The 22,577-nt window shown below is 62.6% G+C and carries 24 protein-coding genes; 14 read left to right on the top strand and 10 right to left on the bottom strand.

Going from position 1 to position 22,577, the window contains the following annotated elements:
* Positions 1-107: 107 nt before the first annotated feature.
* The 4 genes from SINAC_RS05900 to SINAC_RS05885 all read right to left on the bottom strand — a co-directional run bounded on the left by SINAC_RS05900 (position 108) and on the right by SINAC_RS05885 (position 3,316).
* Positions 108-332: a hypothetical protein gene (locus SINAC_RS05900; protein ID WP_052315631.1), complete on the bottom strand. Its 225-nt coding sequence runs from the start codon at positions 330-332 to the stop codon at positions 108-110.
* Positions 332-1,444, bottom strand: coding sequence for a D-TA family PLP-dependent enzyme (locus SINAC_RS05895; RefSeq protein WP_015244767.1), 1,113 nt, complete (start codon positions 1,442-1,444; stop codon positions 332-334). Before SINAC_RS05895 ends, SINAC_RS05900 begins: the two co-directional genes overlap by 1 nt.
* Positions 1,445-1,612: 168 nt before the next feature.
* Positions 1,613-2,923, bottom strand: a complete 1,311-nt coding sequence (locus tag SINAC_RS05890) for an amidohydrolase (RefSeq protein WP_015244766.1) — start codon at positions 2,921-2,923, stop codon at positions 1,613-1,615.
* Between the two features lie 72 nt (positions 2,924-2,995).
* On the bottom strand, positions 2,996-3,316 hold the full coding sequence (locus SINAC_RS05885) for a tetratricopeptide repeat protein (protein WP_015244765.1): 321 nt from the start codon (positions 3,314-3,316) through the stop codon (positions 2,996-2,998).
* A gap of 261 nt (positions 3,317-3,577) precedes the next feature.
* Between SINAC_RS05885 and SINAC_RS05880 the strand changes: the two genes are divergently transcribed.
* From SINAC_RS05880 to SINAC_RS05865, 4 genes are all read left to right on the top strand, one after another.
* On the top strand, positions 3,578-4,354 hold the full coding sequence (locus SINAC_RS05880) for an alpha/beta fold hydrolase (protein ID WP_015244764.1): 777 nt from the start codon (positions 3,578-3,580) through the stop codon (positions 4,352-4,354).
* 111 nt (positions 4,355-4,465) lie between these two features.
* A complete protein-coding gene (locus SINAC_RS05875) occupies positions 4,466-5,674 on the top strand; it encodes a ribonuclease D (protein WP_015244763.1) in 1,209 nt (402 codons plus the stop codon).
* A gap of 80 nt (positions 5,675-5,754) precedes the next feature.
* Positions 5,755-6,597 carry a sugar phosphate isomerase/epimerase family protein gene (locus tag SINAC_RS05870; protein WP_015244762.1) on the top strand — a complete coding sequence of 281 codons (843 nt, stop codon included), beginning with the start codon at positions 5,755-5,757 and terminating at the stop codon, positions 6,595-6,597.
* Between the two features lie 192 nt (positions 6,598-6,789).
* Positions 6,790-7,113, top strand: coding sequence for a helix-turn-helix domain-containing protein (locus SINAC_RS05865; protein ID WP_015244761.1), 324 nt, complete (start codon positions 6,790-6,792; stop codon positions 7,111-7,113).
* Here the strand turns inward: SINAC_RS05865 and SINAC_RS05860 are convergent.
* A complete protein-coding gene (locus tag SINAC_RS05860; RefSeq protein ID WP_044147029.1) occupies positions 7,070-7,306 on the bottom strand; it encodes a hypothetical protein in 237 nt (78 codons plus the stop codon). The two genes, SINAC_RS05865 and SINAC_RS05860, sit on opposite strands and share 44 nt — an antisense overlap.
* 477 nt (positions 7,307-7,783) lie before the next feature.
* Complete coding sequence (locus SINAC_RS05855) at positions 7,784-9,523, bottom strand: porin (RefSeq protein ID WP_015244759.1); 1,740 nt, start codon at positions 9,521-9,523, stop codon at positions 7,784-7,786.
* A 304-nt stretch (positions 9,524-9,827) separates the two neighbouring features.
* Between SINAC_RS05855 and SINAC_RS05850 the strand changes: the two genes are divergently transcribed.
* The 8 genes from SINAC_RS05850 (at position 9,828) to SINAC_RS05815 (ending at position 16,303) form a co-directional block, all read left to right on the top strand.
* On the top strand, positions 9,828-10,727 hold the full coding sequence (locus SINAC_RS05850) for an urea transporter (protein ID WP_015244758.1): 900 nt from the start codon (positions 9,828-9,830) through the stop codon (positions 10,725-10,727).
* Positions 10,727-11,029, top strand: a complete 303-nt coding sequence (locus SINAC_RS05845) for an urease subunit gamma (RefSeq protein WP_015244757.1) — start codon at positions 10,727-10,729, stop codon at positions 11,027-11,029. The genes SINAC_RS05850 and SINAC_RS05845 overlap by 1 nt, the downstream gene beginning before the upstream one ends.
* 70 nt (positions 11,030-11,099) lie before the next feature.
* Entirely contained in the window at positions 11,100-11,585 is a 486-nt protein-coding gene (gene ureB / locus SINAC_RS05840; protein WP_015244756.1) for an urease subunit beta, read from the top strand.
* A gap of 29 nt (positions 11,586-11,614) precedes the next feature.
* On the top strand, positions 11,615-13,336 hold the full coding sequence (locus SINAC_RS05835) for an urease subunit alpha (RefSeq protein WP_015244755.1): 1,722 nt from the start codon (positions 11,615-11,617) through the stop codon (positions 13,334-13,336).
* A 22-nt stretch (positions 13,337-13,358) separates the two neighbouring features.
* Positions 13,359-14,024 carry an urease accessory protein UreE gene (gene ureE / locus SINAC_RS05830; protein ID WP_015244754.1) on the top strand — a complete coding sequence of 222 codons (666 nt, stop codon included), beginning with the start codon at positions 13,359-13,361 and terminating at the stop codon, positions 14,022-14,024.
* Between the two features lie 33 nt (positions 14,025-14,057).
* Positions 14,058-14,726 (top strand): urease accessory protein UreF, encoded by a 669-nt coding sequence (locus SINAC_RS05825; RefSeq protein ID WP_237722461.1) that lies wholly within the window; start codon positions 14,058-14,060, stop codon positions 14,724-14,726.
* Between the two features lie 27 nt (positions 14,727-14,753).
* Positions 14,754-15,392 carry an urease accessory protein UreG gene (gene ureG, locus SINAC_RS05820; protein ID WP_015244752.1) on the top strand — a complete coding sequence of 213 codons (639 nt, stop codon included), beginning with the start codon at positions 14,754-14,756 and terminating at the stop codon, positions 15,390-15,392.
* Complete coding sequence (locus SINAC_RS05815; RefSeq protein ID WP_015244751.1) at positions 15,389-16,303, top strand: urease accessory protein UreD; 915 nt, start codon at positions 15,389-15,391, stop codon at positions 16,301-16,303. Before ureG ends, SINAC_RS05815 begins: the two co-directional genes overlap by 4 nt.
* 131 nt (positions 16,304-16,434) lie before the next feature.
* Here the strand turns inward: SINAC_RS05815 and SINAC_RS05810 are convergent, their stop codons facing one another.
* Positions 16,435-16,875, bottom strand: a complete 441-nt coding sequence (locus SINAC_RS05810) for a TIGR03067 domain-containing protein (protein ID WP_015244750.1) — start codon at positions 16,873-16,875, stop codon at positions 16,435-16,437.
* Between the two features lie 171 nt (positions 16,876-17,046).
* On the opposite strand from SINAC_RS05810, the gene SINAC_RS05805 reads away from it, so the two are divergent.
* Positions 17,047-18,183 (top strand): sulfatase family protein, encoded by a 1,137-nt coding sequence (locus SINAC_RS05805; protein ID WP_081578292.1) that lies wholly within the window; start codon positions 17,047-17,049, stop codon positions 18,181-18,183.
* A gap of 72 nt (positions 18,184-18,255) precedes the next feature.
* Here SINAC_RS05805 and SINAC_RS05800 read toward each other — a convergent pair whose 3' ends face one another.
* From SINAC_RS05800 to SINAC_RS05785, 3 genes are all read right to left on the bottom strand, one after another.
* The gene (locus SINAC_RS05800; RefSeq protein ID WP_157579415.1) at positions 18,256-18,723 is read right to left on the bottom strand and encodes a group II intron maturase-specific domain-containing protein; all 468 of its coding nucleotides are present in this window, start codon (positions 18,721-18,723) and stop codon (positions 18,256-18,258) included.
* Positions 18,724-18,850: 127 nt separating this feature from the next.
* Positions 18,851-20,104, bottom strand: a complete 1,254-nt coding sequence (ltrA, locus tag SINAC_RS05795; protein WP_015246860.1) for a group II intron reverse transcriptase/maturase — start codon at positions 20,102-20,104, stop codon at positions 18,851-18,853.
* 554 nt (positions 20,105-20,658) lie between these two features.
* The gene (locus SINAC_RS05785) at positions 20,659-21,525 is read right to left on the bottom strand and encodes a reverse transcriptase domain-containing protein (protein WP_052334740.1); all 867 of its coding nucleotides are present in this window, start codon (positions 21,523-21,525) and stop codon (positions 20,659-20,661) included.
* A gap of 559 nt (positions 21,526-22,084) precedes the next feature.
* Between SINAC_RS05785 and SINAC_RS05775 the strand changes: the two genes are divergently transcribed.
* Positions 22,085-22,465: a hypothetical protein gene (locus SINAC_RS05775; RefSeq protein ID WP_020465832.1), complete on the top strand. Its 381-nt coding sequence runs from the start codon at positions 22,085-22,087 to the stop codon at positions 22,463-22,465.
* Positions 22,466-22,577: the final 112 nt, after the last annotated feature.

Genomic DNA, 22,577 nt, shown 5'->3' with positions numbered 1-22,577 from the left:
CACAAACACAGCAGCCAGCATAGCATTTAAGCAATCATCTTAATGCCGTCATGCTGCTTTGAGCCTTTTGAGTCGTCGATACCAGAGCAGACCGCAGGCGAGTTGGATCAAGCCCAGGTAGTTCTCCCATGCTTGTCGTAACGCACCAGGATCGCCCGGCATTTCGACAGCCAAACCAAAGTTCGTTCCACAACCCAACGCCACGGCTTTCGGCAGCCGGGGAGTTGCTTCTCGCGGCGGTCCTCCCCGACCGGTCGGATGTGGCCGATGTACCAGTGCGACTCGGCCACCTGATGCCCGGTGGGAACATCATACCCCGCATCCTGGCTCATCAGAATCCGATCGATCGATCGCGGGCCGTGACGTCCCACTCGTCGACGAGTTCTCCCTCTTCGATCACATACACCCGTCGGTGCAGAGCGCAGGTCGGGCAGATGTGGGTCGGAATGGCCAGGACCACGGTCCCGGGGGGGAACTGGTCCGCGTGCGGGGTCTCGACGACGAGGTGCTCTTCGCTCTGGCCGCCGAGGGTGGCCTCCGGGATATCGAGCAGGGCCAATCGCGCTCCGACCGGGTCGGCGGCAACGGCCTTATGGCCGAGGTCGAGGCAAAGGCGGCCAGGGCGCGGGTGGCTGACCACCCGGGTCAGCAACACGGCGGCCGGCACAAACGGCAGGTCGGGAAATTTGGTCGCATAGCCATTGTCGTGAAGGGTACACGTGCCTGGAGAGCACTCAACGCCCGGTCGATCCAGGGCCGCATGGACCGGGAAAGTGGGGGTTCCGCCCAGCACCAGCAACGGGACCGCGATCCCCCGCTGGCGGAGCCGCTCCTGAAGCCGAAGCGTCTTCTCAACCCCCGGCGCAGCGGCCCGCTTGCGCTCATCCAGGTCGGCCTCCTGAATGTGGCCGTCATACGCGTGCAGCCCATCCAGGACGAGGTTAGGCAAGCCTTCGATCAGCAAGGCGAGTTCTTCCGCAGACGCGCCCGGTTCGATCCCGGTCCGGCCCATGCCAACCTCAAGGTCGATCAAGACCGAGAGCGGCTTGGCGAGCCCTTCCAGGCCGCTCGACAAGGCACGGGCCGAGTCGGGATGGTCCACGAGAACCCGGAACAGGGTCTCGGGGAACCCGCGAATCAGCCGGGCGAGTCGATCAATATTCGGCCCGACAATCGGATAACCGAGAAGCACGTCAGTCCCCCCGGCCTGGGCGACCATCTCGGCCTCGGCAATCGTGGCACACTTGTGCTTATGAATCCCTTTCCGTTCCGCCAGCCGGACGATCTCGGCCATCTTGTGCGTCTTGACATGGGGACGAAGCCGATCGGCTCCCCCGGCAAGCGCGATCATCGCCTCGAGATTCCGCTCGAGAATCGTCCGGAAGATCAAGAGCGACGGGCTGAGCAGTCGCGAGGTGTCGTTCAACGGGTAGCGGGAGTCCATCAACGTGCCCTTCTTCGGGAGTTCGGCCAAGCCAAAGGGAGAACAAGCTTATCATGCCGGGCGCTGTCGGATCGGAAGACTCTTCGCTCATGCGAAGACATCTGAAAACGCCGGCACATCAACGAACAATTTTTTTCCCTTGCCCACAAACCACAACGGGGCCTGGGTTCAAGGCTGGGCCGGCATGAGTTCCAGGATGGCGGCGGTCATGGCGCGGATCCCGGTTTGGATGCTCGGCGCGGGGTCGGGGTGGTAGAGGGCGGAGTGAAGCGAGGGGAGCACTTCCCCCTTTGCAGTCGCCTCGTTAAGGCGTTGCGGCGGGATCGAGCCTAAGCGGAACATAAAGGTGGGCACTCCACCACGGCCGTAGAGACCGAAATCCTCGGCCCCCATGACCGGCTCGACTTCCTTGACGTTGGACGCGCCAAGAGTCTCGATGAGAACCGGGAGGATCCGCGTGACCAGGCTCGGCGTATTAATCGTCGGCGGCGTGCTCTCCACAATGCTCACGACCGGCTCCGGGGCCTGATGCGCTTGAGCCAGTCCCTTCACACGACGCTTGATCCCTTCGATCAACTGGTCGCGGACATCATCACGATAGGCACGCAAGGTCAATTGGAGCTTCACCTCGTTGGAGATGATGTTGTGCTTGGTGCCCCCGTGAATCGAGCCGACGGTGAGAACCGCCGGATGAATCGGGTTGATTTCACGGCTCACGATCGTCTGAAAATCGAGGATCGCCAGGGCCGCCAGCACGATCGGATCAACGGTCGAGTGCGGCGAAGCGCCATGGCCTCCCTTTCCCTTGATCTGGACGTCGACCGCCGTGGAGCCGGCCAGGGCGGGGCCCGAAGTGTAGGTCACGGTCCCGGTCGGTTGATCGGCAGTCACGTGCAAGGCCAAGGCAAAGTCGGGCCTGGGAAAACGGGTATAGAGGCCGTCGTCGAGCATGGCCTTCGCCCCGCTGATCATCTCCTCGGCTGGCTGGCCGATCAAAAGGGCCGTGCCCGCCCACTGGTCCTTGTGCGTGGCAAGCCAGCGGGCGACACCGACAAGGCAAGTCATATGAATATCATGACCGCAGGCGTGCATTACGCTCACGGACTTGCCGGCGGAGTCGACCGCGGTCGCCTTGCTTGCGTAGGGTAGACCGGTCTCTTCAGCCACGGGCAAGGCGTCGAGGTCGGTCCGGACCAGGACGGTCGGCCCCGGCCCGTTCTTCATGATCCCGACGACCCCAAGCTTTCCCACGCCGGTCGTGACCACGGCTCCGGCCTGGGTCAGCTCCTCGGCAATCCGTTCGGCCGTTTTCACTTCCTGGAAGGAAAGCTCGGGGTGGGTGTGCAGATGCGTGTAGAGCGCCACCAACTCGGCCTGATTAGCCTGGAACCACGGGTCGTCCGGAGCGGGCCCCTTCGCGAAAACTGCCGCTGGCGCGAGCAGGACAATGGAAACCAACCAGACGCGCAGAAGGGGCATCGGCAGACTCCGTGGCTGGGCGAATCCTATGGTTTTGGTTCGTTCTTCAGGATCAGGCGCGAGGAATGGGCATCACTCCAAACCCATTTGCTTGTTGTAGGCGAGCGCCTTGGCGTGTTCCGCCTCGGGAATCTTCCCGCAACGCTGATAGATGACGGAGAGTGCGGTGTAGCTGAAGGTATCGTCCGGTTCAAGCTCGACCACCTTCTTGGCGTGCGCGATCGCCTTGTCGGATTCCGCAAGATCGACGTAGAGCTTGGCAAGCATGCCGTGGCCGATGGCATAAGTCGGATCCAAGGCCACAGCCTCTTCCAACTTGGCGATGGCTCCGGGCTTGTCGCCGCCGTCGCGCAAATCCACGGCCTGGTCGTACAATTCATTCGGTGTCGGCATGAGAATCGAGTCCGGTCGTGAGTTCGTCTTCTAAAATAGAATCGCAATCGCCAGTTTCCCGGACCCATTGTAAGACGAAGGCGGGTCGCACGCCATCGTCTCGCCACGGGCAACACCGGCATGGCCTTTGCTGGAAGCGATTCTTATAAGGATTCCGTGACGCAAAGGGTCCGGCTCACCGATCCGCGCACCGTTGCGGTCTGAGATCTTTTCTCGCGAGCGGCCCCGCCGCCCTTTTTTACCTTCCAGGGGACACGTCCAATGCTCTTGGATTTCGATGATGACGGTCCAGGTCCGGTGGTCATCCTGCTCCACGGGTTTCCGCTCAATCGTTCGATGTGGAAGGCGCAGATGGCGAAGATCGGCTCGCTCTATCGCGTGATCGCGCCCGATCTCCGTGGCCACGGGCACACGGCCGCCCCTGACGGCGTTTACTCGATCGACGCGATGGCCGACGATGTCCTCGACCTGCTCAACGCGCTTCAACTCAAGGAACCGGTCGTGATCGGCGGCCTGTCGATGGGCGGGTACATTGCCCTTTCCCTGGTCGCCCGCCACCCCGAGCGGGTTCGCGCCCTGATCCTCATGGACACCCGTGCCGGGGCCGACTCGACGGAAGCAGCGCTCGGTCGGGAAGAAATGGCGAAGCAGGTCGAGACGACCCGGAGCACCGCCTCCGTCGTCCAGGCCATGCTGCCCAAGCTCTTCTCCGAAACGACCAGGAACTTCCACTCCGACCGGATTGTCCCGGTCCGCCACATGATGGAAAAGACCCCGGCACGCGCCGTGGCAGGCGCCTTGAGAGGCATGGCCGCCCGCCCCGATCGAACCGGCGACCTCGCCCGAATCCAGGTGCCGACCTTGGTCCTGGTCGGAGCGGACGACACGATCACTCCGCCGGCCGAGGCCCGCGCCATGGCTCAAGCGATTCCGGGTGCCCAGTTCGAGATCATCCCCAACGCCGGACATCTTGCCCCATTGGAGAACCCGGCAGCCAGTAATGCAGCCATCCTGCGCTTTCTCTCCAGTCTCCCTTGAACGAAGGAAAGAGCCGGCCCTTGCATCCTGAAGGCGAAGCCGAGATAATTCGTCGCTAGCGCATGATTTGCGACAATTTTCCAGACTTATCTTAAGGCAGACCGAGAATCGATGGCGGACGCGACTGAAGAACCGTTGATCGCGACTCCGTCGGCACTCGGCGAGCTTGTCGATCACTTACGAGCCTCCGGACGCTTTGCGTTCGACACCGAGTTCGTCTCCGAAGAGACGTTCGAACCGGTCCTCTGCTTGATCCAAGTGGCGACGCGAGAGCGGCTGGCGGTCATCGACCCACTGGCGATTGAAGATCTCTCTCCGTTCTGGGATCTGGTCATCGATCCGACCGTTGAGGTCGTGATGCACGCGGCGAGCGAGGATCTGCGGATCTGCCGGTTCAAGACCGGCACGGTCCCGCGCCGGGTTTTCGACGTGCAGATCGCCGCCGGACTCGTCGGGTTCGGCTACCCGCTCTCGCTGGTCAACCTGATCGGCCAGGCGCTTCGGATCACCGTCTCCGGGGGGGAGACCAGGACCGACTGGCGGCGGCGGCCCCTCACCGGGGCCCAGCTCCGCTACGCCCTGGATGACGTGCGCTACTTGCTCGACCTCGCCGACTTGCTCAGCGCCCAGCTCAAAGAACTGGGGCGAGTGGATTGGGCCGAGGGCGAGTTCGCGCAGTTCGTCTCGAGCATTCAGAACCGGGTCGAGGAAGAGCGCTGGCGACGGCTGCCCGGACTCCATCAGCTCAACCGCCGTGGCCTCGAATCGGCCCGCCGGCTGGCCGAGTGGCGGTTCGGGGAAGCCCGACGCTCGAATCGCCCGATTCGCCAACTGCTCCGCGACGACCTGCTCGTCGCCATCGCCAAGCGGCAGCCGGCGAGCCGGCGCGACCTCGAGGCGCTTCGCGACTTCAACCGGCCCCACCTCCTGGGTAAGGCGACCGACCTCCTGGCCGTGATCGCCAGCGCCCAGCTCGTCGCTCCTGAGGACTTGCCCGAGCCGCCCGACCGCCACGACGATGGTCCGGGGCTGACGATGGTGGTCAACCTGCTCGCCGCAGCCTTGGCTCAGTGCTGCGCCCAGGCGAAGGTGGCCGCCGGACTCGTCGGGACCTCGAATGACCTCAAAGACCTGATTCGCTGGCACTCCCAAAATTGCCCCGAGTCTTCCCGCCCGGAACTGGCCGAAGGCTGGCGTGCCGAGGTCTGCGGCAAACCCCTCCTCGACGTGCTTTCCGGCCGTTGTGCCCTTCGCGTGGCCGACCCCAGAGCCGACGTCCCTGTCGTCCTCGAGCCGCTGGACGACCGACGGCCGAACTAGCGTGCTCGCTCGCGAGTCCCTTGAACTTCGCTTTTTCCCCACTTTTCGATTCCAAAAACACAGACGAACGAGGTCGAGACGTGCAACGGACCTTGAGCTGCTTCACCAACTGCTACGGCGCCGCCGGCGTCTGGACGGCCGTGGAGCGCATCCGCGACGCGGGCATCGATCACCTTGAATTGGCCCTTCGCGGCCACAACTTCGGTGGTCTGGTCATCCCCGATTCGGTCGTGGTCACCGAGAAGGCCGACGACGCCACGGCCCAGTCGTTCCGCGACCACCTGGCCAAGCACGAAGTCAAGGTCAGCGGCTGCAACGTGGGGGGGGCCGACATCCGGACCCGCGAGGGACTCGAACTCACCCAACGCCGGATTCAATTCGCCGGCCGCTGGTTTGCCGTCCCGCTGGTCATCTCAGGCGCTGGACAGCCGACCGACGCGGCCGAACACAAGACGGTGATCGACCACCTGCGACAGATTGGCGACACGGCGGGCGAACTCGGAATTACCGTCGCCCTCGAGACGCACAAAGGGCTGACCCAGAACGCGGAAGCCATGCTTGCGCTGATGGACGAGCTCGACCATCCTCAGGTGCGCCTCAACTTCGACACGGGCAACATCGGCTACTACAACGACGGCGTGAACCCGGCCGACGAGCTCGAGAAGGTGAAGCACCTCGTCCGCAACGTCCACGTGAAGGATAATCGCGGTGGTTTCGAGGACTGGTATTTCCCGGCCGTCGGCGACGGCGGGGCCGTCGACTTCACTCGGATCCGCGAAATCCTCGACGGCATCGGCTTCACCGGCCCTTATACGATCGAGATCGAAGGGATCAAAGACGAGGTTGAACCGGGGCTCGAGGGCCGTCATGACCGTATCGCCCGGAGCGTCGCACACCTCCGTGCCTGTGGTTATCTCGACTGATGCCACGGGCTTGACTTCCTGCGACGCAAAGCGAGGCCGAGTGCCCAGACCATGGCACCGGCCTCAAGACAACGAACAGCCTGCTCCGTCACATCGAAACCGATGTGCCACTCTGTCCGATTCTGAGTTTGCACGATCGCGAAACCTCGCGGACAACCGAGTTGGAGTCTGCCCACACCCCGAGGCCAACAGATGGAAGGCTTTTCGAGTCCTGGCAACCTGCGCGTGCTCAAGCAGGGGCTGGCCCGTCGCATCCGTGAGATTCGCGAGGCCTTCGATTCCGAGGATGATGGGGAATGCCTGGCCGAGAGCCTGGGGCTGCCCGCACGAACCTGGTGGAATTACGAGGCGGGCTGTACCATGCCGGCCACGGTCCTGCTCGAATTGATCGAACTCACCCGCGCCCACCCCCACTGGCTCTTGACCGGCGAGGGAGACCCCTACATGACATGTCGCGCTGAGGGGACCGCGATCAGATCCCGCGGAGGTCCGACTCGTCAGGCAGAAGGACCATGACGCCCCCCTCAAGATCGATCAGATACCACGCCTTACACGACTCGCAGGTCCCCAGCATTCGGCCTGGGAGTGCGATATCGAGTTGATGTCGTTCCAACGCTTCGAAACACTTCTCACATCGGATGTCCGAGGATTCTTCGACCTGGAATGGCAGGCGGACCAGGTCCATGGCAACGAACACCGAATCCATCATGACCTCACTTCTTCGAGTGCTCGAACCCTGAGGTTGTCAGCAAACATTCGAACGGCCTGACCTTCGCCCTCATCGACCTCTGGGGGACCTTCCGGGATCTGACGGGCCCGGCTCAAGTCAATGACGGGTCACCCCAGCAGGGAGCGCATGGGGATCACATGACGTGTCTCAAGCCCTCACGTATCAGGTTGGTTGAGGATAACCAACAGCCTTGCCGGAACGGCCCAGCGAACCGCGGCAAAGGGTGCGTTGCAGCAACCTCCCTGCTACGAATATCTAGGTCGCGGTTGATCCGTTGTCAAGCTCGCCGCGACGATTTCCAAGCCGCCTGAAAGCGAATCCCAACCCCGGCCCTGCGAGGAATGATGAGCCGGCCACGAGCCGTTGCAAGGCGTTTGCGCGGGGTCGACTTGGGGGTCTCGCCCCCAAGATTAGGCTTTTTTAAACAGAGGGGAGGGGGGGGAGTACCGGGGTCGGTCAGAAAAACATCGCGAACCGAGTCCAGAAGGTTTGGTAGCCGTCGACGGGGCTCCGGCCGCTGAGGGGGATGGGGTTGTTGAAGTTGGTCGTGACGTAGTCGAAGCTGAGGCGGGTATAACGGTTCGGCCACCAGTTGAGGCCCACCATGAAATTGCTCATGCGGTTGGTCGAATTCGACGTGTCGACGAAGCCGCGGGCAATGTCGCCGGTTCCCGCGTTCAGCTCGGACCACTGGGCGGCGAGCTGCCAGGCCCCTGGACCGTAGAGGTGCCGGCTGGGGATGAACGGGTGGAGAGGAGTGACGGTGGAGTACCCTTGGAAGCCGTTGCCCTTGAAGTCGCTCTCGCCGGTCAACCAGTAGGAGGCGTTGACGTAATAACCGCGCTGGGTGGACCGGCCCTTGGTGGTGCCGTCGGTCAGCTCGCGGCTGAAGTTGATGTATTCGGCCAGGACGCTGAAACGGCCGTACCAGTAGATGTGGGGCGAGAAAACGCTGCGCATCCCATCGGCAGAGACGTTGCTATGGTACGAGTAGAACGGGACGCCCAGGACCGTGGAGAACGCCGGGTTCGTGGTGGACTCGCCGTTGTTGCTAATCGAGACACCTTCTTGATGGAGCAAGTATTCCTGCTTGCCGGCCGAGAAGCCGACACCACCGCCAAGCCCCTCCAGCACCGTGTTCTCCCAGCCGTCACCGCGGAACGGCGTGAAGTCGACGGCGCCGTTGTAGTCCTGATTTCGGTCGAGATTGCCAAACAGGCTGATGCCGCTGTTGCTGATCCCGGACCACCATTGGACCCGGCTCTTCCAGAGGCTGCCGGTGAACATCAAGCCGATTGGGCGTTTGCCGGCCAACTGATAGAGGGGCGAGTTGGTAATCACCGGCTCGAGCGCCGGGCTGAAGCCATAATACTCGTAGAGCGGCGGGGCGAGGCCCTTGCCCGCCCGGAGAGTCACATAGTCATTGATGTGCCAGGCCATGAACAGGTCAAGAAGATTGAACGTCCCGAGAAAACCCTGGACGCCGACCTGGTAGCTCCAATCTTTGGTAATGTTGCCATAAATAAAGGAACGCGCAAACGGAACATTAAACCCTTGCTCGGTGGTCGGAATCCGGGCGCGGTCAAGGAAGGTGCCATCGACGGTGATCTGGTTGGTGACGTTGAGCGAAAACTCATCGTCGGGTGAACTGAACGAGAAATAGCCGCCGCCGCCCAGCGGGCCGGTTGCCTTATCATTATATTTATATCTTGCCTTGATGCCGAACCGCTCGGTGCTGGCCCCGGGGTCGTCGCGGCCGGCGAAGGCCCCGGAATGGAACCGCTCGGGAACGCCATTGGAGACCCCCTGGGATTCGGCAGCCGTTCCCTCGTGGGCACCAACCGGGCCAGTCGGCGAGGTGCCGGCGGGGCCGTGCGCCGCAGGGGCGCCTGCGGGACCAGGGCCCTGCTGGGCGCTCATGGACTGCACGAGGCCACGGAGTTGCTGGAGTTCGGCTTTGAGGGCGCGGGTTTCGGCAACCTCGGATCGAAGCATGCGGAGTTGCTCGGCAAGTTCCGCATTCGACGGGTTCGACACCGCCCCGACCGCTGCGGTCGACGACACGGGAGCGGACGGCGGCGGGGCGTCCTGAGCCACGGCCGCGACGGCTAAGCCCGAGAGTATACAGAGCGCGCGGAGGATCGGAAGCTCGGACCGAACCCGTGACCGTTCCAACTCGAAGGGAGAAGTGCCCATACGAAATCACATCCCCGGGTGAAGAGGTGAGGGGAGGATGCCGGCCGACGCAACGCACACCGATTTCACCAATCGTATCGACCACGACGATCTTGACGCTTAACGGAAAGTTGGGTGCCTCAAAAAATATTGGTTTCAACCCCTGGATTGACCGAAAAGACAGGGTTACTATTGACGATCTCGTCAGGGCCATGCGAGATCCGGACAGCACTCCTTGTTGATGAGATTCGCCGGGGGAACCCAAGTGCGACTTGAGAATTCCACGGATCGTGCCGGGTGGCAGCCTCATCTCGCCTGGAACTCAATGCAAATCGTGCTTCGGGGCGTCGCCCAAGTGATGTTTCAGCCCCACGCAGGGACCGGGCTACTCTTCGTAGCCGGGCTCGCGGTGGGCTCCCCCCTGGTGGCCCTGGGCGCATTCCTCGGGTCGGCGATCGGCACGGGAGTTGCTTTTCTTCTCAAGTTCGACCGGACTGAGCTTCGAGACGGCATCTACGGATTCAACTCGGCGCTGGTCGGACTGGCCCTGTTGGTGCTCCTGCATCCGGTGCCGGCGACCTGGGCCTTGCTGGTGCTAGGCTCTGCCCTCGCGGCCATTGTCACTCACTTGGCGCGGCGATTCGTGCCGTTTCCAACGTACACGGCCCCCTTCGTCCTGGTAACCTGGCTTGCGCTCGCATTGGTGCATGGCGTAGCGGGTAAGAGCATCGATACGAGCCCTCCAGCTGCCCCGCGAACGCCGGCCGGGTTTGTCGAAGCGGTCCTGGCGGGCGAGGCCGAGGTCATGCTGGGGTCGAGTGCCGTGACCGGGATCCTCTTCCTGGCCGGCATCGCGCTGAGCGACTGGCGGCACGCAACCTTGGCCCTGATCGGCTCGGTCGTCGGGACCTTGCAGTCGATCTATCACCACGACCCGTCCGGTTCGATCTCCCTCGGCCTCTATGGTTACAATGCATCTTTGGCCGCGATGGCGATTTGGCTGTCGAGATCTTCGCTCGCCTTGTCGATCCTGGCCGCGGTCGTGTCGGTGCCGCTCACCGAATTCTTCCCCAAAGCTCTGGGCATCCCAGCGCTGACGGCCCCGTTCGTCGTCGCGTCCTGGATCGTGCTGGCGCTCCTCGCTCTCGATCCCTTGCTCGGACGGACCATGAACAAAGCGAGCAACGTCCAGAGGGCCGACCAACCCAAGGCGGAGGTGACTTAATGCATTTGACCCCGCGCGAAATCGAAAAACTCTTGGTCTATCAGCTGGCCGAGATCGCGGAAAAGCGACGGGCCAAGGGCCTGAAGCTCAATCATCCCGAGTCGATGGCCATCCTCTGCGCCGCGGCGATGGAAGGGGCCCGAGAAGGGAAGACCGTCGAGGAAGTGATGGGCGCAGCAGCCCAAATCCTGACCAGGGCGGATGTCATGGAGGGAGTGGTCGAGATGATCCCGTACGTCCAGGTCGAGGCCGTCTTCACCGACGGCAGCCGACTGGTCACGATCCACGACCCGATCAAATAGTCGTCCCTCGTCGTCACCCGACCCGATACGGTCCGATCCGCAAGGCACGATCCCACAGGAGCGAACACCGATGGCGGATTCAGAGACTCCACACGAAGAGCCGGGCGTGGGCGATTGGCTCCGGCACCCGGACGCAGCGCCACAATCGACGAGCAAGACCTCGGCCCCGGTCGGCGGCCTGATCCTCGCCAGCGGCGAGATCGAGTTGAACGCCGGTCGCCCCTCGATCACGCTCGAGGTGAGGAATACCGGCGACCGCCCGATCCAGATCGGGTCGCACTATCACTTCTTCGAGACCAATCGCGCCCTGGAATTCGACCGCCCGGCGACCTTTGGGCTGCGATTGGACATCCCTGCCGGAACGGCGATCCGGTTCGAGCCGGGGGACCAGAAGTCAGTGTCTCTGATCCCGATGGGGGGGAAACAGCACTGCTTCGGGTTCAATGACCTGGTCAACGGTTGGACCGGAGGGGGACCGACGACCGACTATCGGCCGAATTTCACGACCGCCGTGCAGAAGGCCAACGCCCTCGGATTCAAGTCCTCGAAGCCCTAACAGTTCGTTCAGCGAAGGGGTCTTTCGTCATGTCGAAACTCTCGCGCAAGCAGTATGTGGATCTCTACGGCCCGACCGTGGGAGACAAGATCCGCCTAGGTGACACCGATCTTTATATCGAGATTGAACGTGACCTGCGGACCTTCGGCGACGAGCTGCAATACGGCGGCGGGAAGACCTTGCGCGACGGCATGGGGTCGGACAACCAGGTCACGCAGGCCTCCGGCTGCCTCGACATGGTCATCACCAACGTCACGGTTCTGGACCCGATCTTGGGGGTGGTCAAGGCCGATGTCGGGATTCGCAACGGCAAGATCGTCGGCATCGGCAAGGCGGGCAACCCGAGCACGATGGACAACGTGACCCCTGGGCTGACGACCGGGACCGCCACCGACGCCATCGCCGGGGAACACCTGATCCTCACGGCCGCCGGGATGGATGGACACATCCATTACATCAGTCCCCAGCAGGTTTGGTCTGCGCTCAGCAACGGGATCACCACCTTCTGGGGAGGGGGCATCGGCCCGTCCGACGGCACCAACGGCGTCACCACCACCAACGGCCCCTGGAACCTGGAGATGATGCTCCGGGCCGTGGAGGGCTTGCCAATCAACTTTGGATTCCAGGGCAAGGGCAACAGTACTGGGATCGGTCCGCTCGTCGAGCAACTCGAAGGGGGCGCGGCCGGGTTCAAGATCCACGAAGACTACGGCACCACCCCCGCCAACATCCGCGCCTGCCTGCGAGTCGCCGACAATTACGACGTCTCCGTCTCGATTCACACCGACACCCTGAACGAGGCCGGCTTCGTCGAGGATACGATCGCCGCCTTCGACGGCCGGACGATCCATACCTATCACAGCGAAGGGGCCGGCGGCGGCCATGCACCCGACTTGCTCAAAGTCGTCGGCCAGCCGAACGTCCTGCCAAGCTCGACCAACCCGACCCTGCCGTGCGGGGTCAACTCGGTGTCCGAGCTTTTTGATATGATTATGGTCTGCCACAACCTGAGCCCCAAGATCCCCTCGGACGTCGCATTTGCCGAGAGCCGGGTCCGGGGTGAGACGATCGTCGCCGAGAGCGTCCTCCACGACATGGGGGCGATCTCAATGATCACCAGCGACTCCCAGGCGATGGGCCGGGTCGGCGAGACCTGGCTGCGGACGATGCAGACCGCAGACATCATGAAGAAGACGCGCGGGCCGCTCCCCGAGGACGCCTCCTCGGGCAACGATAACAACCGCGTCCTCCGGTTCGTGGCCAAGGTCACGATCAATCCGACGCTAACGGTGGGGATCTCCGACGTCCTCGGCTCGATCGCGCCGGGCAAAATGGCCGACCTGGTGCTCTGGGAACCCGCCTTTTTCGGCGCCAAGCCAAAGCTGGTACTCAAAGGCGGGATGATCGTCTGGGCCAACATGGGCGATCCCAACGCCTCCCTGCCGACCTGCCAACCGATGATGTTCCGCCCGATGTTCGGCGCCTTCGGCTCAGCGCTGGCCAAGACCTGCGTCACGTTCGTCTCGCGTGCCTCTTACGAGCGGGGGATCGCCGAGAAGTACGGCCTCCAGCGCATCGTTCGGCCGGTCTACGGAACCAGAACCTTGACCAAGCGGCACATGATTCGCAATGACTTCCTCCCCAAGATCGACGTCAATCCACAGACTTTCGCCGTAACCGTGGATGGCGTGCATGCGACTGTCACGCCCCCCAAGACGATTGCCCTGAATCAGCTTCACTTCTTCGGTTGACGCCTCAACGCGGAGCCTTGCAATGATCCTGGTCGAGAAGAGTCTTGGCAACCTCGGCGACGCGGCTTGGGCGGAACGTCTGGCAGACGCCACGATCGATCTCCTGGAACTCGATCAATGGCAGGCGCAGAAGAACCGGTTCCGCCTCAAAACCCAGGCAGGCGCCGAGGTGGCGGTTGCCCTGGAGCGGAACTCGCACCTGCACGACGGCGACATCCTGAGCTGGGACGAGGCGTCGCGCACGGTCATCGCCACCCGGATCCACCTCAAGGATGTTCTCGTGATCCAGCTCGACGCAATGCTGGCTAACCCGGCCGAGACGCTCGCCCGCACCTGCTTCGAGCTGGGCCACGCTCTGGGCAACCAGCACTGGCCGGCCGTCGTGAAGGGGACCTCGGTCTACGTACCGCTGACCGTCGACCGCCAGGTAATGGCCTCCGTCATGAAAACGCATGCATTTGTCGGCATTACCTACGACTTTCGCCCCGGGTCCGCAATCATCCCCTATCTCGCACCTCACGAAGCAAGACGCCTCTTCGGAGGGGCCGACGCCACGCCACATTCTCACGTTCCCACAGCTCCCAAGCATGAGCCGCATCAGCATGTCGATGCCCAGGGACAGACCTTCACCCATGTACACGACACGCCTGACCCAGGGCAGAAGCATGACCACGATCATGTCCATTGAGAAAGCGGCACCGTGACCTCGATCCCTGCGTTGATGCGTCTCCTCCAATTCGGCGACTCGATGCTCCCGGTCGGCGCCTTCTCGTTTTCCAACGGACTCGAGTCGGCCGTACAACGGGGATTCGTCCACGATCCGGATAGCCTCGAGCGGTTCGTTCGGACGGCGACCCGGCAGTCGGCGACGACTGACGGAATCGCCCTGCTCGAAGCGTTCCGAGGCGCTCAAGAAAACGATCCTGCACGAATTGCCCAGGCCGATCATGCCGTTTTCAATCGAAAGCTCAACGAAGAGATGCGGACCATGACGGTGCGGATGGGCCGCAAGCTTGCCGAGATGGCCGTCAAGGTCCTAAACGCGTCAGCCGTCGGCGACTGGCTCAATGCGATCAAGCGCGGGGAGACGCCCGGCACCTACCCGGTGGGTCAGGCCCTCGTCTTCTCCGCGCTCGGCCTGAACGAGCGGGATGCCTTCGCCGTGCATCAGTACGGCCTGGCGAGCATGATGCTGGGCGCCTCGTTGCGGCTGATGAAGCTCGACTATCTCGACGCCCAGGCGATCCTTTATCGAATCAACGGCGAGGCCGAGGCGGCCTATGAACGGGCCACCAACCGCTCGCTCGACGATATGGCCTCGTTCTCCCCCTTGATCGATGTCCTCGCCGCCGCACACGTCCGCGCCACCATTCGCCTGTTCATGAACTAATCGATCGTATCGCGAGAACTGGCTCCCATGAAAAAAATCACGAGAATCGGCATTGGCGGGCCCGTCGGCTCGGGCAAAACGGCAATCATCGAGGCGATCACGCCGAAGCTGATCGACCTCGGCATCCGGATCCTGATCATCACCAACGACGTGGTGACGACCGAGGACGCGAAGCACGTCCGGCGCACCCTCAAAGGGGTTCTGATCGAAGAGCGGATCATCGGAGTGGAGACGGGAGCCTGTCCGCACACGGCCGTTCGCGAGGACCCCAGCATGAACCTCGCCGCCGTGGAGGACATGGAAGCACGCTTTCCCGACACCGACCTGGTCCTGATCGAGAGTGGTGGCGACAACCTCACGCTCACCTTCAGCCCGGCCCTGGTCGACTACTTCCTCTACGTGATCGACGTCGGCGCAGGGGACAAAATCCCTCGCAAGAACGGCCCCGGCATCACCCAGTCCGACATCCTGATCATCAACAAGACCGACCTGGCCCCTTACGTCGGCGCAAGCCTGGAAGTGATGGATACCGACTCGCGGTTCATGCGAGGCGAGAAGCCGTTCGTCTTCACCAACTGCAAGACGGGCGAAGGCATTGATGCGCTCGTTCACCTGATTCGCGAGAACGTCCTGTTCGACCTCGAGATGAAAGCCCCGCACGTATGACGAGGCCGATCAACGACCCCGAATTGGCTCCCTACCAGGACGAACCGAAGCAACTCCCAAGTGGATCGCTCGGCAAGGATGCGCGCTTGCGGCTCCGGTTCGAGCGCCGCAATGAGCGCTCGATCCTGGCTGTGATGGAGCGAAAAGCCCCCTTGCTCGTCCAACGGGCGATCTACTGTGACGAAGGGATGCCAGCACTCCCCTGGGTGTTCATCATCACCAACTCAGGCGGCATCCTGCAGGGGGACCGGTATCAGATCCAGATCGAGGCCGGCCCTGGTTCGTTCGGCCACGTCACCACGCAGGCCGCGACCAAGATCCACGAGATGGATGCGAACTACGCCGCGCAGACCCAGGAAATCGTCCTGGAGCCAGGCTCGTATCTGGAATACCTGCCCGACCCGATGATCCCGTTCCGCCACGCCCGGTTCTTGAACCAAACCCGGATCAAGATCGACCCGACGGCCACGCTCCTCTACGCGGAGACCCTCATGGCGGGCCGCAAATACTACCGGGACGGCGAGAGCTTCGAGTTCGACCTTTTTTCCTCCGCCGTGCATGCCGAACGCCCCGATGGAACGGTCCTGTTCGTCGAGAAATTTGTGATCGAGCCCGCGCAGGTCTCTCCCCGGGACCTCGGGGTCATGGGCGAGTACGACGTCTTCGGAAACGTCATCCTCCTCACCCCGAAAGAACATGCCGACCGCATCCTCGCGAAAATCCCACCGACGTTCGACCGCTCGGCGCACTGGGCCGACGGGGCCGCCCGCCTCCCCAACGACGCCGGCTTGATCTACAAGGTACTGGCGCAAGAGACAGGCATCATCCGCGCCCGGATTCGCGCCTTCTGGACACTGGTCCGTGAGGAAGTGACCAAGCACCCCGTCCCAAGCGAATTTCCCTGGCGCTGATCCGGCGGGCTAACGGTCCACACGAATCGAGCCGACAACCACAAGCATATCGGCCGATTTTTGTGATTCCGACCTACTCAAAATTCGATCACATCGCGACAGCGGTGAGGGACGCGGAGAACAACCTGCTTTCAGGGTCGGGATTTCGTTCGTCTCCAGACGATCAGGGTATGGCCCGATTCCGCGCCCGTTGAGAACTCGACCGGTCGATCGTCCTGAGGCGTCAGGCCGTGGCAGACAGTGAACCGATCGCCTTCGAGTTTGTAGATCCCCTTAAGGATTTGGCCTTTGGCCGGCCCATCTTTCAAAGTCAGTTCGAACGCCCTGGGATCGGTCGACGGCTCGAGCCGGAGCGAATACAAGGTGCGCCGGCTGTCCTTCATGGTGGCGTACTGAGCGTTCGACACAACCAGGCTCAGCTTCTCCGGCTGGTCGGATGTGCTCTCACCGTTCACCTCGGACGAAACCAGAGTCCAGCTCCCTTGCAAGGCAGCGAGGTCGCGGGCCGACTCATCGTCATCAGCCCCGAGCACGAGGCCAACGGCCAGAGTGATAAAAACAAGCGCCTTCATTTGATTCCTCGTGTCTCGAACGGTGCCGGCGGTTAAGGTCGGGGGCGCGGCATTGTAGCGTGACGGCCAGACCGATGGGAGTTGGCTTGGCTTACGACCAACAAGGCCGGCCATCGCTGGCCACAACGCATCTACCGAGATTCCGAACATTCCAAAAAAAGAGGATGAACCATGAGGATGATCTCCCTGGCGGGACTGCTGTTCGTTCTCCCCCCACTGCTGATGCCGGCCAGCGGTTCGGAGGCGAAGAAACCGCCGAACTTCCTCCTGATCCTCGCAGATGACATGGCCTGGGACGACTGTGGCGCCTACGGAAACAAGGGAATCCGGACGCCCCATATCGACGCGCTGGCTCGTGAGGGCATGCGTTTCGACCGCGCCTATCTGACCTGCAGTTCGTGCAGCCCCAGCCGCTCCAGCATCATCACCGGCCGATACCCTCATAATACCGACGCCGAGGAGTTGCACTGGCCTCTGCCCGCAAGCCAGGTCACCTTCGTCGAGCAACTCAAGGCCAGCGGGTACTGGACCGCCGCCGCTGGTAAGTGGCACCTGGGCAACGCCGTCAAGAATCGATTCGACGTGGTCCACGAAGGCAACCCGTCCAGCTTCCAGCTTCCCAGCGGTCCCCAGGCGGCCGGGGCCCGGTTGACCTCGGAGGCCAAGGGAAACGCCGCCAGCGGCTGCGATCAATGGGTATCCACCTTGCGGGATCGGCCACGCGACAAGCCCTTCTTCCTCTGGCTCGCCTCCTTCGACCCGCATCGCGACTATGCGGCAGGGGCCATCGCCAAGCCGCACCGGCCCGAGGACGTCATGGTTCCGCCCTACTTGCCCGATGCGCCCGAGGTCCGCAAGGATCTGGCCCTCTACTATGACGAGATCGGCCGCCTCGACCATTTCGTCGGCGAGGTCATGGCGGAGTTGGAGCGTCAGGAAGTGAGCCAGGAGACACTCGTCCTGTTCCTCAGCGATAATGGCCGCCCCTTCCCACGCTGCAAGACAACCCTCTACGAAAGTGGAATCAAGACCCCCTGGATCGTCCGCTGGCCGGGCCGGATCCGACCCGGTAGCCACTGCACTCGCCTGGTCAGCTCGGTCGATATCGCCCCCACGATTTTGTCCCTGGCCGGAATCGAGCGGCCACTCAGCTTTCAGGGCAAGGACGTTTCCGTCCTCCTCACAGACCCGCTGGCGAAGGTCAGGGACCATGTCTTCGCCGAGCACAACTGGCACGACTACGCCGCCCATGCGCGAGCGGTCCGCTCCGAACGCTTCAGTAGAGTCGAGGGGTGGCGCGGTGGCTGACGCTCCGTTTCCACTCCCCCGCTCATCGAACCGGACGGGCCATTTTCTGGCATCCGGCTCTCGGACAAGAACTCACGCTTTCGCCCACGGAAAGCTTCGGGGTCGCTCGCTCAAGCGGACCAGGCCCAGCACGTCGTGCAGGTACTGATCGGGGAACCGTGACGTCCCCCGACTCTTCAGCTTGTGCTTCCGCCGAAGCCACTGGCGGAGCCGATCCCGCGCGTGGCGGTCCACGGCTCGATACGCGGGACTGACCGGGCCGAGACAGAAATAGTTCGACCAACCCAAAAGCATCCGGTTCAGTCGGGCCACTCGGTCTTCGACGTCCGTCCAGAACCATCTCCGGCTCGTCTGGTCGCTGATCTCCCGTTTCAGGCGGTCGATCTTCTTCGCCGAGGGACGCGTCCCGATGTAGGACTGGCCCGTCTTCGGCGACCAGCATCGCCCGATCGTATACCCCAGGAAGTCGAACGTTTCCTCAGGGACACGGCACAACCGCGTCTTCGTCTCGTTCACCGTCAGCCGCAGCTTCAACATCATGCTCCGCATCGTGGCCATCGCTTCGGCAGCGGTGCCACGACAGCAGATCACAAGTCGAGTAGCCCGGGGGAATTGCACCCCCAGGCCCTCTCGGATCCGGACGGGAGGCTCTCGCCTCATCCGGCTCTTATGATCCAGTCGCTGGTCGAATCCCGATCTGCCAGAGAACCAGCAGATTCGGATCGCGTCGCGCCACTTGACCCAGCCAGTGGGCTGCGTTGATGGAGTGACGCCTCAACCGTTTGTATTTCCGCTGCGCCCATTTGACCAAGACACGCTCCAGGTGTCGGAGAACCGGAGTGAGCGCCGACCGGTAAAACCGACCGTAGTAGTTCACCCACCCTCGTACCGAAGGATTCACAAGCCCCGCGATCTCCTCCAGAGACTGATTGTTCCGGATGGCGGCCAGCCGCCAGTCTCGGATCGTCTCGCGGATCGCATTGGCGGCCTTGTGGCTGATCGCTGGGATGAAGCTCACGAAGAACTTCCCCCATCGATTCTTGGCCCGCCGGGGCCGAAAGGTGTAGCCGAGGAAGTCGAACTTGATGTGTTCATGCTGGCCCCTCCGGTCATCGTCCTGGCAGTACACGATCTTGGTCTTCTCAGGGTGAAGCTCAAGACGGCACTCCTTCAGACGTGCCCGGACCGCTTCGAGCACGTGTTCCGCTTGAGCCCGGCTCTTCGCGTGAATGATCACATCGTCCGCATAACGCGCGAAGTGGATGTCCGGAAAGCTCCGGGCCATCCAGAGATCGAACGCATAGTGCATGAAGAGATTGGCCAACAAGGGCGAAACAATCGACCCCTGGGGCGAGCCCTTCGTACGCTCTTCTCGACGACCGTCCTGCTTCTGAACGGGGGCTTTCAGCCACCGCTCGATGTACAGCAGGACCCATGGTTCGTTCACGTGATGACAGACTGCCTTCATGACTAGTTCATGATCGAGATTGTCAAAGAAACCTTTGATATCCAGATCAATCACCCAGTCGGACCGCCAGCACCGCTCCCGCGCGGCGGCCACCGCATCCAGCGCCGATCGTCCGGGTCGATACCCGTAGGAGTCGGGATGGAAGTGCGGCTCCACCAGCGGCTCCAGATGCATCTTGACGACCATCTGAGCCACGCGATCGCCGACCGTGGGAATCCCCAGCGGCCTTGAACCCCCATCGGCTTTCGGGATCTCCACGAGCCGCACCGGCGGTGGAAAGTAGCTGCCCGAGGACATCCGATTCCAGATCTTGTAGAGGTTACCCTTCAAGTCGGTCTCGAACGCCTCGATCGACTGCCCGTCCACCCCGGCCGCCCCGTGGTTCGCCTTGACCTTCAGGTAGGCCTCGTAGACCACCTGTTTGGAAATCGCGTAAGGCTTCGCTTCAGGCATCGGTTCCTCCCATCGCTGGTTGACTTTTGCCTCTCGCGTGGGCCTTGACGCACGACTTCGCTTCCGGCATGAATTCCTCCCATCGCTGGTTGATCCATCCCTTGGCTGAACCATTCAACCCCTTCGCTCCACCCGCATTACCAGGCTTCAACGCTACTACGGGTTGATCCGCCCCTGTGCCACGCATCGGGACTTTGACCTCGTGGGGCCTCCACTTGGGCATCTCCCTTGGCATCGTGACGACAGGTTCCCACGTTCCCCGCGAGAGCCTGAACCGAGCTCGCGCCACCTTTACGCCGGTCACCATCAAGGCCGTAAGCAGGTCCCGCCTTGACTGCATCCCAGGCCAACGACTGGAGCCTGGTTTCGATGACGTCCCTACGCTTTCGACGCCTCATCGGTGGTTCACTTGCGTTCGCCTTCTCGGTTCTTATCTGACCGGTTCAGACCGGCCTTTTCCCGAACGCTCACGACCAGGACTCTTAATCCAAGCCGCTTCGGGTGATTTGGAATCTGGTCCTGCAACCCGATCCCGAGGGACCTACCCTCATCTCTCACGCAGCATGGCGTTCCGGGACGCTCCTGAAAGTCGTCCTTTCACACCTTCGTGGCGCACAGTCATCCGCATAGTTGACGACATGAGCGTCGAGCCGTTGTTCGTGTCCGAGGAGCTTCCAGCCCACAATGAACCGACGCATATAAATGTTAGCGAGTAACGGTGACAGAGGAGACCCTTGCGGGCTGCCCCGGCCCTCATCCTTGTTCCGAGTCGTTCGGCGCGTCCGACCCCGATCGTCGGTCTCTTCCACCGGGGCCACCAGCCACATCTTGATCAGCCCCAGGAGGTGCCGGTCGCTGATGCGTCGTGACAGCGATTTCAGGAGCTCCGAGTGCGGGATACTGTCGAAATAGCCGGACAAATCGGCGTCCACCACATCATTATGCCCCATGCTCACATGCCCATGGACCTGCCTCACAGCGTCCAGGGCACTGCGGCCCGCCCGGTAAGCGTGTTGTTCCGGAGGCAGGTCGGCCTCGAAGATCGGCTCCAAGACCAGAACCACCGCCATCTGCACCACGCGGTCCCGGATCGTTGCGATCCCCAGCGGCCTTTGCTTCCCATCCGGTTTAGGGATCAGGACGCGGCGCACTGGAGACGGTTGATACGTACGATCCCTCACCTCGGTCGTCAGTTCGTCGAGCCATCGGTCGCGGCCGTACGCCTCAATGTCCTCGAAGGTCTGGCCGTCCACCCCCGGGGCGCCGTCGTTGGAGCGACAACGCAGGTAGGCAAACTCCAGGATATCCTGCCGACACACCTTGTCGTACAACCGATAAAACCGATACCCCGGCGATTCCTTCGCTTTGGCATCCAGCGTCGTCTGGAGTTTCTGAACCTTCGGTGGAGGTGTGAGGCTCATGCCAATCTCCCGGCTCTCATGCTCTTTGTGACGCTGGTCTTGAACTCAGGCCCCTTCCCTCGACCGGCGTTACCCGGCGTCCACGGTAGTACGGGCCTGTCCGCCACCCCAGTCGGCCCGGCCAGTCCCTCGCGGGCGTCCGGTTGGAGGTCACGCGCCTCCGCCAAGTGGGGTTTCCCGTGTTGCAGGCGTCTCCCGTTTGTCGACATGCCGTTGCCATTACCCCGGTGGGATCGCTGGGTCAGATCGCTCATGGGACGGCCTATTCCACCCGTTTCCCTGTTCATCAGCGACGACGGCCTTCCCCGATGTATTGGCGGGTCGGCTCCCACGTTAAACCTTTCGAGGCCTGCTCAGCATTCACTCGCGTTACGGCCTGTCGACTCGCTGCGCCGCCAGGCGGCACATTTGTCTCGAAGGCTCCGACGGCTTCGTTACCTCCACCGCCGCTCCGATAGCTTCCGGCCGGAGCGATTCAGTTGGCCGGGCGGGACTTGCACCCGCTGGGAAGACACTGCCTTATCACGGCGCACAAAACATCAGGAATTATGATAATCAGATGCCCCTGACCCCTCCCGCCGATGCCGTGCGAAGCCCCACTTACCAGGTGATGAGACGGATGCGCGACGAGCGGAAGCTGACGCCCGAGCAGACCGCCTGTTTCGTTCGGCCCCGCCCCACGGAAGAGTTGTACGATACCGAGGCCGACCCGAACGAGTTGCACAACCTGGCCGACGACCAAGACCAGGCCAACACGCTCCGCCAAATGCGTGCGGCGCTGACCACCTGGGAGACCGAGACCGACGATCGCAAAACCGGCCCACTGAACCCCGACGAATTCGATCGCGAGACCGGCGACCCACTCCCCAACCGGCTCCGGCCTCGACCCGGCAAGTCGAAGACCACGAACCCGAGGCGCGGAAATACGCCCGGGATTTGAAAAGCCGAGACCCTCGCAACGGTCAGAGAGCGATCCAGGAGGTCTGTCACGGCCGATTTGGGCGGTCGTTCTGCCTGCGAGGCTGATGTAACGGCCTCGAGCGAAGCACCGC

Origin of the sequence: Singulisphaera acidiphila DSM 18658, from assembly GCF_000242455.2 — a bacterium.
Lineage (GTDB): Bacteria > Planctomycetota > Planctomycetia > Isosphaerales > Isosphaeraceae > Singulisphaera > Singulisphaera acidiphila.
The sequence above is the reverse complement of the archived record's forward strand: the minus strand, read 5'-3'. Positions and strand labels throughout refer to the sequence as shown.

Bases quoted from the DNA above. Each gene is read 5' to 3' on its own strand.
- SINAC_RS05895 (WP_015244767.1), bottom strand. From the start codon at position 1,444: ATGGACTCCCGCTACCCGTTGAACGACACCTCGCGACTGCTCAGCCCG.
- ltrA (WP_015246860.1), bottom strand. From the start codon at position 20,104: ATGCCTGAAGCGAAGCCTTACGCGATTTCCAAACAGGTGGTCTACGAG.
- SINAC_RS05800 (WP_157579415.1), bottom strand. From the start codon at position 18,723: ATGATGTTGAAGCTGCGGCTGACGGTGAACGAGACGAAGACGCGGTTG.
- SINAC_RS05860 (WP_044147029.1), bottom strand. From the start codon at position 7,306: ATGATGGATTCGGTGTTCGTTGCCATGGACCTGGTCCGCCTGCCATTC.
- SINAC_RS05850 (WP_015244758.1), top strand. From the start codon at position 9,828: ATGCAAATCGTGCTTCGGGGCGTCGCCCAAGTGATGTTTCAGCCCCAC.
- SINAC_RS05805 (WP_081578292.1), top strand. From the start codon at position 17,047: ATGAGGATGATCTCCCTGGCGGGACTGCTGTTCGTTCTCCCCCCACTG.
- ureB (WP_015244756.1), top strand. From the start codon at position 11,100: ATGGCGGATTCAGAGACTCCACACGAAGAGCCGGGCGTGGGCGATTGG.
- SINAC_RS05845 (WP_015244757.1), top strand. From the start codon at position 10,727: ATGCATTTGACCCCGCGCGAAATCGAAAAACTCTTGGTCTATCAGCTG.
- SINAC_RS05825 (WP_237722461.1), top strand. From the start codon at position 14,058: ATGCGTCTCCTCCAATTCGGCGACTCGATGCTCCCGGTCGGCGCCTTC.
- SINAC_RS05880 (WP_015244764.1), top strand. From the start codon at position 3,578: ATGCTCTTGGATTTCGATGATGACGGTCCAGGTCCGGTGGTCATCCTG.
- SINAC_RS05815 (WP_015244751.1), top strand. From the start codon at position 15,389: ATGACGAGGCCGATCAACGACCCCGAATTGGCTCCCTACCAGGACGAA.
- SINAC_RS05890 (WP_015244766.1), bottom strand. From the start codon at position 2,923: ATGCCCCTTCTGCGCGTCTGGTTGGTTTCCATTGTCCTGCTCGCGCCA.
- SINAC_RS05865 (WP_015244761.1), top strand. From the start codon at position 6,790: ATGGAAGGCTTTTCGAGTCCTGGCAACCTGCGCGTGCTCAAGCAGGGG.
- SINAC_RS05885 (WP_015244765.1), bottom strand. From the start codon at position 3,316: ATGCCGACACCGAATGAATTGTACGACCAGGCCGTGGATTTGCGCGAC.
- ureG (WP_015244752.1), top strand. From the start codon at position 14,754: ATGAAAAAAATCACGAGAATCGGCATTGGCGGGCCCGTCGGCTCGGGC.
- SINAC_RS05855 (WP_015244759.1), bottom strand. From the start codon at position 9,523: ATGGGCACTTCTCCCTTCGAGTTGGAACGGTCACGGGTTCGGTCCGAG.
- SINAC_RS05810 (WP_015244750.1), bottom strand. From the start codon at position 16,875: ATGAAGGCGCTTGTTTTTATCACTCTGGCCGTTGGCCTCGTGCTCGGG.
- SINAC_RS05875 (WP_015244763.1), top strand. From the start codon at position 4,466: ATGGCGGACGCGACTGAAGAACCGTTGATCGCGACTCCGTCGGCACTC.
- SINAC_RS05835 (WP_015244755.1), top strand. From the start codon at position 11,615: ATGTCGAAACTCTCGCGCAAGCAGTATGTGGATCTCTACGGCCCGACC.
- SINAC_RS05900 (WP_052315631.1), bottom strand. From the start codon at position 332: ATGAGCCAGGATGCGGGGTATGATGTTCCCACCGGGCATCAGGTGGCC.
- ureE (WP_015244754.1), top strand. From the start codon at position 13,359: ATGATCCTGGTCGAGAAGAGTCTTGGCAACCTCGGCGACGCGGCTTGG.
- SINAC_RS05785 (WP_052334740.1), bottom strand. From the start codon at position 21,525: ATGAGCCTCACACCTCCACCGAAGGTTCAGAAACTCCAGACGACGCTG.
- SINAC_RS05775 (WP_020465832.1), top strand. From the start codon at position 22,085: ATGCCCCTGACCCCTCCCGCCGATGCCGTGCGAAGCCCCACTTACCAG.